Below are 14,203 nucleotides of genomic sequence, written 5' to 3'. Positions count from 1 at the left end.
CCCGGCCGTGAGCGCGGCGGGTTACTCTGCCGATCATGCTTGTCGCCGCCGCCGTCTGTCCCTGTCCGCCGCTGCTCGTGCCCGAGGTCGCCGTGGGTGCCGCGCCCGAGATGGACGCCGTGCGTGCGGCCTGTGCGGACGCGCTCGGTGTGCTCGCGGCCGCCCGGCCGGATCTGCTGATCGTCGTCGGGCCCGCCGGACCGGGCGAGGGCGGGGTGTTCCCGCAAGGCGGCCGCGGGTCGTTCAAGGGGTACGGCGTCGACCTGGACGTCCGTCTGGGGGGCGGCGCACAGGGCGCGACGGCGGAGCGCGAGCTGCCGTCCTCGCTGGCCGTCGGCGCCTGGCTGCTGGAGCGGACCGGCTGGGCGGACGCCCCGGTCGAGGGTCTTGGCGTGGAGGAGACGCTCGCGCCCGAGCGGTGCGCCGGGAGGGGGCGGGAACTCGGAGAGCGCGCCGATCGCGTGGCCCTCCTCGTCCTCGGCGACGGGAGTGCGTGCCGTACGGTCAAGGCCCCCGGTTACCTGGACGAACGCGCGGCCCCGTACGACGCCGCGGCCGCCCGCGCCCTGGCCGCCGCCGACCTCCCCGCCCTGCTCTCCCTGGACGCCGACCTCGCCCGCACCCTGAAGTCGTCGGGCCGCGCCCCCTGGCAGATCCTGGCCGGCACCGCCGAGGGCACGGACCTCGACGGCAGCCTGCTGTACGAGGACGCGCCGTACGGGGTGGGTTACATGGTCGCCACCTGGTCCTAAAAGGGTGTTGCACATCGGTCCGGAAGATCGCGCAGCGCCTCGTGCGAACATCAGCAGGCATTGCCAGTCGCCATGAAATCGGACAAAGTGACGCACTCAGGGCAGATCATGGGGTGAAACCAGCGCTGACTGCGTTGTGCAACACCCTTTAGGGCACGCTCACGAAGCCGGCGGCGGCCCCTGCGGCGGTGTGGGCGGATTCGGCTCCGCGCCCGGCGTGCCGTCCGGATGCTCGTCCATGTGCGCCAGCCGGTCCATGGCGTCCTTCGCCTTGCCCGTGCCCGCCTGGATCTTGTCGCTGTACTTGTGCTTGGTGCGGTCGTCGACGGCCTTGGCCGCCTTGTCGAGGCCCTGGGACACCTTGTCGCCGTGCTGGCGCGCGAGGTCGGACACCTTGTCCTTGGCCGGGCCGAGCTTGGCCTTCATGTTGTCGAACAGACCCATGGTCCAGATCCACCTTCCCTCGCGGGTTACTTGCCGACGCCCTTGGCGGACTGCTGCCGGGGATCTGAGTGGCCTCCGGCGGCTCGTCCGTGCCGGCCGCCCGCACCAGCTCCGTCTCCTCCGCCTCGGCCGCCTCCACCGACGCCTGCCGAGTCGACTTCGACCTGCCCAGGAGCCGTGAAATCATGCCCATATCCACTCCATACGGTACTCGCGCGGGCGAATTCCCGCGTCACACGGTGCGTACGGCCACGCCGCCCGGGTCACCGCCTCGCGCGGCCCGCACAGGGCACCTCGCCCCGGGCAACGACCCGGCGACAGCCTCTGTCACGTAACTCGTTCGAGACCCCGTCGCGAGGTTTGCGAGACTGGTGCGGTGAGCAGCGCATCCCCCGCCCCCCGCGTCATCGCCGTCGTCGGACCCACCGCGGCCGGAAAGTCCGATCTCGGAGTCTTCCTGGCCCAGCAACTCGGCGGCGAGGTCGTCAACGCCGACTCGATGCAGCTGTACCAGGGGATGGACATCGGCACCGCCAAGCTGACGCCCGAGGAGCGCGGCGGCGTACCCCACCACCTCCTGGACGTCTGGGACGTCACGGCCACCGCCTCGGTCGCCGAGTACCAGAAGCTGGCCCGCGGCCATATCGACGCACTGCTCGCCGAGGGCCGCTGGCCGATCCTCGTCGGCGGCTCCGGGCTGTACGTCCGCGGCGCCGTCGACAACCTGGAGTTCCCCGGCACCGACCCCGAGGTCCGCGCCCGCCTGGAGGAGGAGCTGGCGCTGCGCGGCTCCGGCGCCCTGCACGCCCGCCTGGCCGCCGCCGACCCCGAGGCCGCGCGCGCGATCCTGCCCGGCAACGGCCGCCGTATCGTCCGTGCCCTGGAGGTGATCGAGATCACCGGCCAGCCCTTCACCGCCAACCTCCCGGGCCATGACTCGGTCTACGACACCGTCCAGATCGGCGTCGACGTGGCCCGCCCGGAGCTGGACGACCGGATCACGCGCCGTGTCGACCGGATGTGGGACGACGGTCTCGTGGACGAGGTACGCGCCCTGGAGGCGCGGGGGTTGCGCGAGGGGCGTACGGCCTCGCGCGCGCTGGGATACCAGCAGGTGCTCGCGGCGCTGGCCGGTGACTGCACCGAAGCGGAGGCGCGCGCCGAGACCGTGCGCGCCACCAAGCGCTTCGCGCGCCGGCAGGATTCCTGGTTCCGCCGCGACCCCCGTGTGCACTGGCTGAGCGGCGCCGAAGCCGACCGGGGGGAACTTCCGGGGCAGGCCCTGACGTTGGTCGAACGGCCGGTCACAGCCTGATCACGTGATGGCATCGGGATGCGCCGCCGGTCATCGGCGCGTTCGGCGCCGTGCCATCATCGTGCTTCGATCGACCAAGTGGAGTCCTAGTTGGGAGGGCGCGTGGCGATGGAGGCCGGCCCTCGCGACACCGCACCGGGTGCCGAGCGCGTCACCACCGAGGGTGACCGAGCGGACCAGGACGAGGGGCCCCGAGAAGGCACCCAGGACGAGGGTTCCCGAGAGGATCTCCGCGAGGACCTTGTGGAGGTCCCGAGGGAGGGTCTTCGGGACAGCCTCGACGACGGCTTCGACGACGGTCTCGTGCCCGAGGGCGAGCATCCCCTCGTGGAAGCCGAGGCCGAGGACCGGCTTGCCGACGACGGGCCCGACGAGACCACGGACGGCGTGACCGAGGACGGTCCGGCGCCCGAGGAGATGTACACCAGCGGTCCCGAGGTCGAGGTCGAGCTGCGCCCGCAGCGCCGGCTGCGCATCTGGCAGCTCGCGCCCATCGTGGGACTGTCCGCCGTCGGCTCCCTGATGTTCGCCTTCCCGCTCGCCTTCGACGGCGACAGCGGCGCGGTCATCGCCATGCTCGGCCTGCTGATCTGCTGCTGCGCCGCCGGCTGGGGCATGATGGCCGCCCGCCGCGTGGGCTACACCTGGCCCGGCCTGCCCCCGCGCGGCTCCGGCCGCCGCCCGGACTGGCGCGTCGTCCTCGGCTACGCCCTGCTGGTCGCCGTGGTGGCCGTACTCGCCGTGTGGCGCGTGGCACGGCTGCGCTGACCGGGCCCGAGCAGGCCCCTGGAGCAGGGCGCCCCTGCCGCCGCGGCCCCGTCGCCGTCGTGGAACCTCTGTCGTACCGACCCCGTACGATCGAGGAATGAGCACGCGGATCGCCTTCCTCAAGGGTCACGGCACGGAGAACGACTTCGTGATCGTCCCGGACCCCGACAACGCCATCGAGCTGTCCCCGGCCGCCGTGGCCGCCCTGTGCGACCGCCGGGCCGGCATCGGCGGCGACGGTGTGCTGCACGTGGTGCGCTCCGCCGCGCACCCCGAGGCGCGGGAGCTGGCCGGCGAGGCCGAGTGGTTCATGGACTACCGCAACGGCGACGGCTCGATCGCGGAGATGTGCGGCAACGGCGTCCGCGTCTTCGCCCGCTACCTCCAGCACGCCGGGCATGTCGCCGAGGGCGACCTCACCATCGCCACCCGCGGCGGCGTCAAGAGCGTGCACATCGCCAAGGACGGGGACGTGACCGTCGGCATGGGCGGCGCGCGTCTGCCCGAGGGAGAGGTCACGGTGCGCGTCGGCGAGCGCAGCTGGCCCGCGCGGAACGTCAACATGGGCAACCCGCACGCGGTCGCCTTCGTGGCCGACCTCGCGCACGCCGGTGACCTGTACAGCCCGCCGCCGGTCAGCCCCGAGGGCGCCTACCCGGACGGGGTCAACGTCGAGTTCGTCGTGGACCGCGGCCCCCGCCATGTCGCGATGCGGGTGCATGAGCGCGGCTCCGGCGAGACCCGTTCCTGCGGCACCGGCGCCTGCGCCGTCGCCGTGGCCGCCGCCCGCCGGGACGGCGCCGACCCGGCCGTCACCGGCACCCCCGCGACATACACCGTGGACGTGCCCGGCGGCCGCCTGGTCATCACCGAACGGCCGGACGGACAGATCGAGATGACCGGCCCCGCGGTGATCGTCGCCGAAGGCGCGATCGACGGCGAGTGGCTGGAAAACGCGCTTCGCTGACCTGCCGAAACCACCCTCATGACGGCCTCGGACAGCCGGAGCAGCGGTTCCGGGGGCCGGGGCCGGATCGAATCCACGGACGACGCCAGGGCAGGTGGCGCAAAACTTAAACCTCCTTTTTGTCGCTCGAATGGGTGATCCGTTTCACGCTCGGCGAGAGGCGGTCTGTCGCACGTGGTGGGCTCGATAGCATCAAGCACCGGCACGGACGGGGGAGCGTCGGCACCCTGAGCCGCGCATGCCCTGGGGCTCCGTCCGCCGGTCCACGAGCCGGAGGTGCCCATGAGTGCGGAGGCCACGAACCCCTCGACCCCGGTCCCGGTGGTGCCCACGGCCGCGACGGCCGCTGTGGCACCCGCGTCGGTGCGCCGGAAGTCCCGGCCCAGGATCGACCTGCGCCGGCTCGGCCGGGCCGCGCTGCTCGGGCCGACCGCCCGGGACAGACTGCCCGACGCGATCGGCCATGTGGTGGAGGCGCACCGCGCACACCATCCCGACGCCGACCTCGAACCCCTGCGCCGCGCCTATGTGCTGGCCGAGTCCTCGCACCGCGGCCAGATGCGCAAGAGCGGCGAGCCGTACATCACGCATCCGCTCGCCGTGACCCTCATCCTCGCCGAACTGGGCGCCGAGACCACGACGTTGACGGCCTCGCTGCTGCACGACACCGTCGAGGACACCGAGGTGACGCTGGAGCAGGTGCGCGAGCAGTTCGGCGAGGAGGTCCGCTACCTGGTCGACGGCGTCACCAAGCTGGAGAAGGTCGACTACGGGGCCGCCGCCGAACCCGAGACCTTCCGCAAGATGCTCGTGGCCACCGGCAGCGATGTGCGCGTGATGTCGATCAAACTCGCCGACCGGCTGCACAACATGCGCACCCTCGGTGTGATGCGCCGCGAGAAACAGGAGCGGATCGCGGGCGTCACCCGCGACGTCCTCATCCCGCTCGCCGAACGCCTCGGCGTCCAGGCCCTGAAGACCGAACTGGAGGACCTGGTCTTCGCCATCCTCCACCCCGAGGAGTACGAGCACACCAGGGAACTCATCGCGGAGAACGCGGCCCGCACCGCCGACCCGCTCGCCGTGGTCGCCGAGGAGATGCGCGGGGTGCTGCGCGAGGCCGGGATCTCCGCCGAAGTCCTCATCCGCCCGCGTCACTTCGTCTCCGTGCACCGAGTGGCCCGTAAACGGGGGCAGTTGCGGGGTGCCGACTTCGGCCGGCTGCTGGTGCTGGTGGGCGAGGACGCCGACTGTTACGGCGTGCTGGGCGAGTTGCACACCTGTATGACGCCGGTGGTCTCGGAGTTCAAGGACTTCATCGCGGTACCCAAGTTCAACCTGTACCAGTCGCTGCACACGGCCGTCGCCCGCCCCGACGGGCAGGTCGTCGAAGTCCTCATCCGCACCCACCAGATGCACAAGGTCGCCGAGGCCGGCGTCGTCGCGCTCGGCAACCCCTACGCCTCCGGCACGGACGCCACCGCCACGGACGGCCCGGGCGCCGACGACCCCGTCGACGGCGAGCGCGCCGACCCCACCCGGCCCGGCTGGCTCTCCCGCCTCCTGGAGTGGCAGCAGGCCGCGCCCGACCCGGACACCTTCTGGTCGACCCTGCGCGAGGACCTCGCCCAGGACCGGGAGATCACCGTCTTCCGCCCGGACGGCGGCACCCTGGGCCTGCCCGAGGGCGCCAGCTGCGTGGACGCCGCCTACGGGCAGTACGGCGAGGACGCGCACGCCTGTATCGGCGCCCGCGTCAACGGTCGCCTGGCCACGCTGAGCACGGTCCTGAAGGACGGCGACACCGTCGAACTCCTCATGGGCCAGGACCCCGCCTCGGAGCCCTCCCGCGAGTGGCTGGAGCACGCCCACACCCCGGCCGCCCGCATCGCCATCCAGCGCTGGCTGACCACGCACCCCGGCGGCGGCGCCCCCGCCGACGAGCCGGCCGGGTACCGTGCCGACGCCGACTTCCGCGAACGGCGCTCCCACGAGTCCGGGCCCGGGGGACGCCCCCAGGGCGCCGACGTCCGCACCGACCGCCCCGGCGCCGCCGTACGCCTCGCCGGATGCTGTACGCCCGTGCCGCCCGACGAGATCACCGGCTTCCCGGTACGCGGGGGGGTGGTGACCGTGCACCGTGTGGAGTGCGTCGCGGTGGCGCACATGAAGAGCCGGGGGCGCACGGAGATCGGAGTCCGCTGGGGGGAGAGCACCGCGTGCCGGGTCACCCTGGTCGCCGAATCGTTCGGCCGCCGGGGTCTGCTCGCCGACCTCACCGAGGCCATCGCGCTGGCGGGCGGCGACATCGTCTCCGCCACGGTCGAACCACCGAGCGAGCAGCGGGTGCGCCACACCTACACCCTCCAACTCCCCGACGCCGCGGGCCTGCCCGCCCTCATGCGCGCCATGCGCGACGTCCCGGGCGTCTACGACGTGAGCCGCACCCAGAACCAGACACCGGCACCGAGACTGCCGTAGCGGCCGGACCGGGCACCGCTCCCGCGAACCTCCTCGGCGGGCCGCCGCACCGCGCCCGCGAACCTCTCGGCGGGCCGCCGCACCGCGCCCGCGAACCTCCTCGGCGGGCCGTCCCCAGGTGCGCCGGGCGTCCGGGGCCGCTTCGTCGGCCGGGGCGGGCGGCCGCTCAGGGATGGGCCGGACGTTCCGGCGCCCCGCCCACCGCGGGCAACCCGTTCGAGTGGGACAGGCGCGCGTCGTCGACGTGCGGCGGGCGGGCGCTGGTAGCGGTGGTCCATGCTGCTCAACCCCGGCCACCGGGCCACCCCTGCCCCCGCCACCCACCACCCGGCCACCTCTGTCCCCGCCACCCGACAGCGGTCCGCCCCCGCCTCCGGCCCCCGGCGCGGGACTGCCCCCCGCCGCCGCAAGGCCGTCCTGCTCGCCTCCGCCGCCTCCGTCTGCTCCCTGTGCCTGCTCGGGGCCGCCGCCCCGCCCGTGCCGCTCGGCATCGGTGACCGGCTGTACCCGACGCTGGGCAACCCCGGATACGACGTCGCGTCGTACGACGTGGACCTCACCTACCCCGGCGCCAACGACAAGCCGCTCCAGGCCGTCACCACCATCGACGCCTGGGTCACCGCCGACCTGGACCGCCTCAACCTGGACTTCGCGCGCGGCACCGTCCGCTCCGTCGAGGTCGACGGGGTCCCCGCGGACTTCCAGAGCGCCGGGGAGGACCTGGTCGTCACCCCCGTCCAGCCGCTGCGCCGGGGCGACTGGGTCCGGATCACCGTGCGGCACACCAGCGACCCCCGGCCCACCGGGGACCAGAAGGGCGACGGCGGCTGGGTGCCCACCACCGACGGACTCGTCATGGCGAACCAGGCCGACGCCGCCCATCTGGTCTTCCCGTGCAACGACCACCCCTCCGACAAGGCGATGTTCACCTTCCGGGTCACCGCGCCCAACGCCTACACCGTGGTCGCCAACGGGCTGCCCACCGGCTCGCGGCGCACCGGCTCCAGCACCACCTGGACCTATCGCACCGAGCACCCCATGGCCACCGAGCTGGCCCAGGTCTCCATCGGCCGCTCCGACGTGCCGCGCCGCGAGGGCCCCCACGGACTGCCCCTGCGCGATGTCGTGCCCAGCGCCGACCGCAAGACCCTCGAACCCTGGCTCGCCAAGACGCCCGACCAGATCGCCTGGATGGAGGGCAAGGTCGGCCCGTACCCGTTCGAGACGTACGGCGTGATCATGGCGAACGCCACCACCGGGTTCGAACTGGAGACACAGACCCTCTCGCTCTTCGAGAAGAACCTGTTCACCGAGCCGGCCTACCCCAAGTGGTACGTCGAGTCGGTCATGGTGCACGAGCTGTCCCACCAGTGGTTCGGCGACAGCGTCAGCCCCGCCACCTGGTCCGATGTGTGGCTGAACGAGGGGCACGCGACCTGGTACGAGGCCCTGTACGCGGAGGAGAAGGGCCACCGGCCGATGATCGACCGGATGAAGGCCGCCTATGCCGCCTCCGACGGCTGGCGCGCCTCCGGCGGTCCGCCCGCCCAGCCCAAGCTGCCCGAGCCCGGCCAGAAGATCAGCATCTTCCGGCCCAGCGTCTACGACGGCGCGGCCCTCGCCCTGTACGCCCTGCGGCAGGAGATCGGCCGCCCCGCCTTCGAGCGCCTGGAACGGCTCTGGGTCCGCGACCATCGCGACGCCAACGCCTCCACCGACGACTACATCGCCCTGGCCTCCGAGGTCGCCGGCCGGGACCTGAGCGGCTTCCTGCACGGCTGGCTGTACGGCGAGAAGACCCCGCCGATGCCCGGCCACCCGGACTGGAAGCCCGCCGACCCGCCCGCGAAGTCCCCGAAGGCAGCCAAGCGACCGGCCCACAGGTGACCCGGCGGACGGCGCCCCGACCCCGGCACGGGAGCCCTACGGCGGCGCTCCGGCCCCTGGAGGGGAGGGCGGCGTTGCTCCGGTCTTGGGCCGGGACGGCGGCGGCGCTTCGACCCTGGCAAGGGCGCGAGGCGGCGGTGCTTCGGCCCCGGGCCGGGACGGCGACGGCGCCGCTCCGCCCCCGGCACGGGAGCGAGGCGGCGGCGCTTCGGCCCCGGGAGGGGAGGGCGGCGGCGTTGCTCCGGTCTTGGGCCGGGACGGCGACGGCGCTCCGACCCTGGCAAGGGCGCGAGGCGGCGGTGCTTCGGCCCCGGGCCGGGACGGCGACGGCGCCGCTCCGCCCCCGGCACGGGAGCGAGGCGGCGGCGCTTCGGCCCCGGGAGGGAAGGGCGACGCCGTCGTCCCGGACCCGCGAAACGGGGGCGGCGGCCCCGATCCATCCCCGCGATAACACGGTGACGCGGCGCGCCGCCTCGTGCGACCATCTTCGGGTCGGCGCCGCGCGGGACACGGGAATCTCCCGGGGTACCCGAGCGTTGACCATGACGAGCGGTCCTGCCGGGCCGCCGTACCGACGCCGCCATGGCACTCCCATCGACGTAAGGATCCAATGACCTCCTCTTCTTCCCCTTCCCAGGACGCCAAGCGCACGGCGCACGCCTACCCCGAGGGTCTTCGGGCCGATGCCCTGATGGAAGAGGACGTCGCCTGGAGCCACGAGATCGACGGAGAGCGGGACGGCGAGCAGTTCGACCGCTCCGAGCGCGCGGCCCTGCGCCGTGTGGTGGGTCTGTCCACCGAGCTGGAGGACGTCACCGAGGTCGAGTACCGCCAGCTCCGCCTGGAGCGGGTCGTGCTCGTCGGCGTGTGGACCACCGGCACCGTGCAGGACGCCGACAACTCCCTCGCGGAGCTGGCCGCCCTCGCGGAGACGGCGGGCGCCCTCGTGCTCGACGGCGTCATCCAGCGCCGCGACAAGCCCGACGCGGCCACCTACATCGGCTCCGGCAAGGCCCTGGAGCTGCGCGACATCGTCATGGAGACGGGCGCGGACACCGTGATCTGCGACGGTGAACTGAGCCCCGGCCAGCTGATCCAGCTGGAGGACGTCGTCAAGGTCAAGGTCATCGACCGCACCGCCCTGATCCTGGACATCTTCGCCCAGCACGCCAAGTCCCGTGAGGGCAAGGCGCAGGTCGCGCTCGCCCAGATGCAGTACATGCTGCCGAGGCTGCGCGGCTGGGGCCAGTCGCTGTCCCGGCAGATGGGTGGCGGTCGCGGCGGCCTCGCCACGCGTGGTCCCGGTGAGACCAAGATCGAGACGGACCGGCGCCGGATCCGCGAGAAGATGGCGAAGATGCGCCGGGAGATCGCGGACATGAAGACCGGCCGCGAGATCAAGCGCCAGGAGCGCCGGCGCAACAAGGTGCCCTCCGTCGCCATCGCCGGTTACACCAACGCCGGCAAGTCCTCCCTGCTCAACCGGCTCACCGGCGCGGGCGTCCTGGTCGAGAACGCGCTGTTCGCGACCCTGGACCCGACCGTGCGCCGGGCGGAGACCCCGAGCGGCCGGCTGTACACCCTGGCGGACACCGTCGGCTTCGTCCGGCATCTGCCCCACCACCTGGTCGAGGCGTTCCGCTCCACCATGGAGGAGGTCGGCGACTCCGACCTGATCCTGCATGTGGTGGACGGCTCGCACCCGGTCCCCGAGGAGCAGCTCGCCGCCGTGCGCGAGGTCATCCGGGACGTCGGCGCCACCGGCGTGCCCGAGATCGTCGTGATCAACAAGGCGGACGCGGCCGACCCGCTGGTCCTCCAGCGGCTGCTGCGCGTCGAGAAGCGCTCCATCGCCGTCTCGGCCCGCACCGGCCAGGGCATCGCCGAGCTGCTCGCGCTCATCGACGAGGAGCTGCCGCGCCCCGAGGTCGAGGTCGAGGCGCTGGTGCCGTACACCCACGGCAAGCTGGTCGCGCGCGCCCACACCGAGGGCGAGGTGATCTCCGAGGAGCACACCGCGGAGGGCACCCTGCTCAAGGTCCGGGTGCACGAGGAACTGGCCGCGGACCTGGCGCCGTACACGCCGGTCTCCGCGGGCTGACCCACGGCGGTACGACGGCGAAGGCCCGCCACCCCCTCGGGGGCGGCGGGCCTTCGCCGTACCGGCCTACGGTCGTACAGGCGATCCGTAAGGCTTACTGTCCGGCCTTACTGTCCGGCGAACTTGTCGCTGACCGACTTGTACACGCCCTTGGCCACCTCACCGAAGCGGGGACCCGCCAGCCAGCCGGACGTCACCGGGCCGATCGAGGTGTTGGACACCAGCGCGGGCTTGCCGTCCGAGCCGGTCTCCACCCAGCCGCCACCCGAGGCGCCACCGGTCATGGTGCAGCCGATCCGGTACATCGTCGGGTCGGCCTGGTCCATCGACAGCCGGCCCGGCTTGTCCTCGCACTGGTAGAGCAGCTGGCCGTCGTACGGCGGCGCCGCCGGGTAGCCCGAGGCCGTCATGTCCCGCACCTTCGGCACGGCGGGCGCGTCGAAGTCCACCGGCAGCGCCCCGCCGACGGTCTCCTCCAGCGACTTGCCGCCGTTGCCCTGCTCCGGCGTCACATGGATGACCGCGAAGTCGTACGGCGCCCCGTCGCCACCGGTCTCGCCGCCCTTGTCGATCCACTGCTGGGAGGTCTGCGCCGCGTCCGCCCACCAGACGCCGTACGGGGCGATCTGCTCCCGGGAGGCGTGCTGGAGCTGGTCGACCGACTGGGCCGCGTTGTTGTACGACGGCACGAAGGCGAGGTTGCGGTACCAGCCGCCGCTCTTGCCGGCGTGCACACAGTGGCCCGCCGTCCACACGAGGTTGGACTTGCCGGGGTGCGCGGGGTCCTCCACGACGGTGCCCGAGCAGACCATGTGGCCCTCGGGGGAGTCGAAGAACACCTTGCCCGAGGCGGCCGCGTTGGCGTGGTACGGCGCCGCGACCTGCCGCGCCTTCACCGGCTGCGGGGTCGGGTCGGTCACGCCCTGGTCGCCGGAGATGTCGTTGTCGTGCACGCCCTTGTCCGGGTCGCCCGCGTGCCGCATCCGGTCCGGGTCCCACAGGCCCTTGATGATCGGGTTGATGAAGTCGTTGGCCTGGCGCAGCCAGTCCTTGCGGTTCCAGTCCTTCCAGGCGCCGTTCTTCCACTTGTCGATGTCGATCCCGTGCTCCTTGAGCTTCTGGCGCACATCGTCCGGGATCTTGATCTTTCCGTCGCCGGCACCGGCCGCCGCGGCGGAGGCGGACGGATTGCCGTCGGCTTGGTCGTCGCCGTTGCAGGCCGTGGCGGTCAGCGCCAGTGCCGAGGCGAGGGCGACCGCCGCCAGCGAGGTCGAGGCGCGGCGGGTGCGGATGCCCCTTCCTCGCCGGTCGGTGGACGACGGCCGTATGGATCGCATGCTCGTGACTCCCCGTGTGGTGACGGAACTTCGGCGCTCGGCCAGGCAGCGGCGGCCCCCTCAGGGAGAGTTCGGGCCGGTGCCATGACCTTCGGAACGGCATCACACCCTATGCGTTCGGCGCCCCCGGCTTTTGCCGGTACGGCAACGGTTTCGCTACGAGCGGCGCGCGGAGGGCACATCGATCCGGGGCGAGGCCGTGACCCCGGCGCCCGGTGAGCGGTTGTAGGCGGCGGGGGGCCCGCTGCCTGTCCTTGGTCCCCGTGGATCAACTCGCCTGTTTACAGCGGGAGGACAGCCAGCCGTGGCCGTGACCGAGTCGTTGGCGGAAGAAGCACACGGGCCGGCGGGTGCCGTGCACGAGGGGATCCTGCGGCGCCAGTCGGCGCGCGAGTCCTCGGCGCGCACCTACGCACGGACCCTGCCCATCGTGCCCGTGCGGGCGCGCGGGCTGACCATCGAGGGCGCGGACGGCCGCCGCTATCTGGACTGCCTCTCCGGCGCGGGCACGCTCACGCTCGGCCACAACCATCCGGTGGTCCTGGCGGCCGTGCGCCAAGTCCTGGACTCCGGCGCCCCGTTGTCGGTCCTCGACCTGGCGACCCCGGTCAAGGACGCGTTCACCACCGAGCTGTTCCGCACCCTGCCGCCGGGTCTCGCCGGGCGGGCGCGGGTGCAGTTCTGCGGACCGGCCGGGACGGACGCCGTCGAGGCCGCGCTCAAACTGGTCCGGACCGCGACCGGCCGCAGCGGTTTCCTCGCCTTCACCGGCGCGTATCACGGCATGACGGCCGGCGCGCTGGCCGTCTCCGGGGGCGCGCCCGAGGTCCAGGCCGCCCGGCTGCCCTATCCGCAGGACTACCGCTGCCCCTTCGGCGTCGGCGGCCCGCGCGGCGCCGAACTCGCCGCCCGCTGGACCGAGTCGCTCCTGGACGACCCCAAGTCCGGGGTGCCGCTGCCCGCCGGGATGATCCTGGAGCCGGTGCAGGGCGAGGGCGGAGTGCTGCCGGCCCCGGACGACTGGCTGCGCCGGATGCGCCGCCTCACCGCGGACCGCGCGATCCCGCTGATCGCCGACGAGGTGCAGACCGGCGTCGGCCGCACCGGCGCCTTCTGGGCCGTCGACCACAGCGGCATCACCCCCGATGTGATGGTCCTCTCCAAGGCCATCGGCGGCAGCCTCCCGCTGGCCGTCATCGTCTACCGCGACGACCTCGACGTCTGGCAACCGGGCGCCCACGCGGGCACGTTCCGCGGCAATCAGCTCGCGATGGCGGCGGGCACGGCGACGCTGGCGTACGTCCGGGAGAACGGGCTCGCGGAGCGGGCGGGGCGGCTCGGGGCCCGGGTGATGGAGCAACTGCGCGCGGACCTCGGCGGGTTGGCGTGCGTGGGGGAGGTCAGGGGGCGGGGGCTGATGATCGGCGTGGAGCTGGTGGAACCGGAGGGGACGGAGGAGCCCGCGTTCGGTGCGGGGTCCGCCGCCGTCGGCCGGGGCGGTGCGGAGTTCCTGGACCACCGCTTCGCCACCGGGCCGTCCGGCGACGGGGCGCACGGTGCCTACGATCCGAGCGCCGCGGCCTCCGGCAGGGAACCCGGGGCCCACGACTTCGGTGCGGCGCCTTCCGGCGGGGGGCGCGGGGCCCACGAGCCGGGCGCCGCGTCCTTCGAAACGCGCCCCGGTGCCTACGACTTCGCCACGGCGCCCGCTCGTACGCCTCGTCCCGCCGCCCCCCGACTCGCCGCCGCCGTGCAGCGCGAGTGCCTGCGGCGAGGGCTCATCGTGGAGCTCGGCGGCCGGCACTCCTCGGTGGTCCGGCTGCTGCCGCCGCTGACGATCAGCGACGAGCAGACGGCGGCCGTACTGGACCGGCTGACGGACGCGGTGGCCGCGGTGGCCCGGGACGAGGAGAGGCACGGCCCGCACGGGGCACGCGGACACGACTCGGATCCGTGCCCGGGCCCGGGCACGGACTGACCGGCGGGGCTGCCGCACCAGGCAGCCCCGCCCGACCGTGCCGGCCGCCCCCGCCCAGCCGTGCCGGCCGCCCTCAGCCCGGCCGACTGCCGCCCCGAAGCCGCCGACGACCCCGAGCCACCCGCGCACCACGACCGTCTCCGGCCACCGCACGGGCACCGGCCCCCGCCGTC

Annotated in this window: 10 protein-coding genes; 8 read left to right on the top strand and 2 right to left on the bottom strand. The window is 73.4% G+C overall.

Going from position 1 to position 14,203, the window contains the following annotated elements:
* Positions 1 to 35 precede the first annotated feature (35 nt).
* Positions 36 to 752, top strand: coding sequence for a class III extradiol dioxygenase subunit B-like domain-containing protein (locus HEP81_RS11195; protein ID WP_037663253.1), 717 nt, complete (start codon positions 36 to 38; stop codon positions 750 to 752).
* 159 nt (positions 753 to 911) lie between these two features.
* Here HEP81_RS11195 and HEP81_RS11190 read toward each other — a convergent pair whose 3' ends face one another.
* Positions 912 to 1,196, bottom strand: coding sequence for an antitoxin (locus tag HEP81_RS11190; RefSeq protein WP_037663251.1), 285 nt, complete (start codon positions 1,194 to 1,196; stop codon positions 912 to 914).
* A 376-nt stretch (positions 1,197 to 1,572) separates the two neighbouring features.
* On the opposite strand from HEP81_RS11190, the gene miaA reads away from it, so the two are divergent.
* The 6 genes from miaA to hflX all read left to right on the top strand — a co-directional run bounded on the left by miaA (position 1,573) and on the right by hflX (position 10,715).
* Positions 1,573 to 2,511, top strand: coding sequence for a tRNA (adenosine(37)-N6)-dimethylallyltransferase MiaA (miaA, locus tag HEP81_RS11185; protein WP_037663248.1), 939 nt, complete (start codon positions 1,573 to 1,575; stop codon positions 2,509 to 2,511).
* Positions 2,512 to 2,619: 108 nt separating this feature from the next.
* On the top strand, positions 2,620 to 3,279 hold the full coding sequence (locus HEP81_RS11180; protein WP_037663246.1) for a hypothetical protein: 660 nt from the start codon (positions 2,620 to 2,622) through the stop codon (positions 3,277 to 3,279).
* Positions 3,280 to 3,376: 97 nt separating this feature from the next.
* Positions 3,377 to 4,246 carry a diaminopimelate epimerase gene (dapF, locus tag HEP81_RS11175; protein ID WP_037663244.1) on the top strand — a complete coding sequence of 290 codons (870 nt, stop codon included), beginning with the start codon at positions 3,377 to 3,379 and terminating at the stop codon, positions 4,244 to 4,246.
* 282 nt (positions 4,247 to 4,528) lie between these two features.
* Positions 4,529 to 6,727, top strand: coding sequence for a RelA/SpoT family protein (locus HEP81_RS11170; protein ID WP_037663243.1), 2,199 nt, complete (start codon positions 4,529 to 4,531; stop codon positions 6,725 to 6,727).
* A gap of 276 nt (positions 6,728 to 7,003) precedes the next feature.
* Positions 7,004 to 8,614 carry a M1 family metallopeptidase gene (locus HEP81_RS11165; RefSeq protein WP_078967746.1) on the top strand — a complete coding sequence of 537 codons (1,611 nt, stop codon included), beginning with the start codon at positions 7,004 to 7,006 and terminating at the stop codon, positions 8,612 to 8,614.
* A 610-nt stretch (positions 8,615 to 9,224) separates the two neighbouring features.
* Complete coding sequence (hflX, locus tag HEP81_RS11160; protein ID WP_037663242.1) at positions 9,225 to 10,715, top strand: GTPase HflX; 1,491 nt, start codon at positions 9,225 to 9,227, stop codon at positions 10,713 to 10,715.
* A gap of 107 nt (positions 10,716 to 10,822) precedes the next feature.
* Here hflX and HEP81_RS11155 read toward each other — a convergent pair whose 3' ends face one another.
* On the bottom strand, positions 10,823 to 12,052 hold the full coding sequence (locus HEP81_RS11155) for a trypsin-like serine peptidase (RefSeq protein WP_182789200.1): 1,230 nt from the start codon (positions 12,050 to 12,052) through the stop codon (positions 10,823 to 10,825).
* A 304-nt stretch (positions 12,053 to 12,356) separates the two neighbouring features.
* Here HEP81_RS11155 and HEP81_RS11150 point away from each other — a divergent pair, with 304 nt between their 5' ends.
* Positions 12,357 to 14,030 carry a diaminobutyrate--2-oxoglutarate transaminase family protein gene (locus HEP81_RS11150; protein ID WP_063755290.1) on the top strand — a complete coding sequence of 558 codons (1,674 nt, stop codon included), beginning with the start codon at positions 12,357 to 12,359 and terminating at the stop codon, positions 14,028 to 14,030.
* Positions 14,031 to 14,203: the final 173 nt, after the last annotated feature.

Source organism: Streptomyces griseofuscus, assembly GCF_014673495.1.
GTDB lineage: Bacteria > Actinomycetota > Actinomycetes > Streptomycetales > Streptomycetaceae > Streptomyces > Streptomyces murinus.
The sequence above is the reverse complement of the archived record's forward strand: the minus strand, read 5'-3'. Positions and strand labels throughout refer to the sequence as shown.